Source organism: uncultured Agitococcus sp. (assembly GCF_937920075.1).
Lineage (GTDB): Bacteria > Pseudomonadota > Gammaproteobacteria > Pseudomonadales > Moraxellaceae > Agitococcus.
The window spans coordinates 1-1275 of record NZ_CALETI010000368.1; the positions used below are offsets into that span (position 1 = coordinate 1).

1 protein-coding gene is annotated in these 1275 nt (G+C 38.9%); it reads left to right on the plus strand.

Translation table 11 applies throughout. The features are described 5' to 3' along the window. Positions 1–1226, plus strand: a 1226-nt coding sequence (terL, locus tag Q0212_RS12505; RefSeq protein ID WP_297926012.1) for a phage terminase large subunit, incomplete at its 5' end; no start/stop codon positions are given. Between the last annotated feature and the right edge of the window lie 49 nt (positions 1227–1275).

The window sequence follows — 1275 nt, forward strand, 5'->3', positions numbered from 1 at the left end:
TTCAGATTATTGATTTTATATCATGGTTAGCAGGTAAAGACCCTGATTGCCGCACGATATACACATCATTTAGCGAGCGATTAGGTGTTCGTGCAAACCTTAAATTGCAACGCTTATATGATAGCCAAATATATCAAGATATTTTTCCTAATACTAAAATTAATTCGTCCAACTCAGTGACAATTAGCGGTCAGTTTTTGCGTAACCGTGAAATTTTAGAGTATTGCGAACATGATGGATATTTTAGAAATACAACTGTAGGCGGCTCAATCACAGGCGAAGGATTAGATTTAGGCGTGATTGATGACCCAATAAAGGGACGAAAAGAGGCTAATTCTAAAACTATTCGCGATGGGGTTTGGGATTGGTTTACCGATGATTTTTTTACGCGTTTTAGTGAAAATGCAGGGCTATTGTGCATATTAACGCGGTGGCACATTGACGACCCAATAGGCCGACTCATTGCCCAAAATCCTAGCATTAAGGTTTTGTCATATCCTGCTATAGCAATAAATAACGAGCCAAATAGAAAAGAGGGCGATGCGTTATTTCCTGAGCATAAGTCTATTGATTTTTTACTTGAACGTAAAAAGGTGATGGACTCAACTTCATGGCTATCACTTTATCAACAATCACCAATCGTTGTTGGTGGTGAGATAATTAAGGGCGAATGGTTTAAACGTTATTCGTTGTTGCCAAAAATAGAATACCGAAAAATATATGCTGATACCGCACAAAAAACAGGTAAGCAAAACGATTACACTGTTTTTGAATGTTGGGGTTATGCAGACGGCAATGCTTATCTAATAGACATGATGCGCGGCAAATGGGAATCACCTGAGCTAAGACGAAATGCTAACGACTTTTGGAATAAACACATAAACATAAACAATGGCGCATTACGCGAATTTTGCATTGAGGATAAGGCAAGCGGCACGGGTTTGATTCAAGATATTAAAAAAATAGACAAAATACCCGTTGTTGCGATACAAAGAAACACGGATAAATTGACAAGGGTACAAGATGCTTTACCATACATTGAGAGTGGCTTTGTTTATTTGCCTGAATCAGCGAGTTTTCTAAGCGACTTTATTGCTGAATGTGAGGCTTTTACGGCAGATGATGGACACGACCATGATGACCAGATAGATCCCATGTGCGATGCAATAAATGATATGCTTGCGAAGCGATTCAAAAAAACCGAAGTAAAGGTACGGCGATTATGAGTAAAAAATGGTGGCAGTTTTGGAAAGGCGAACAAAAGAGCAACGCCTT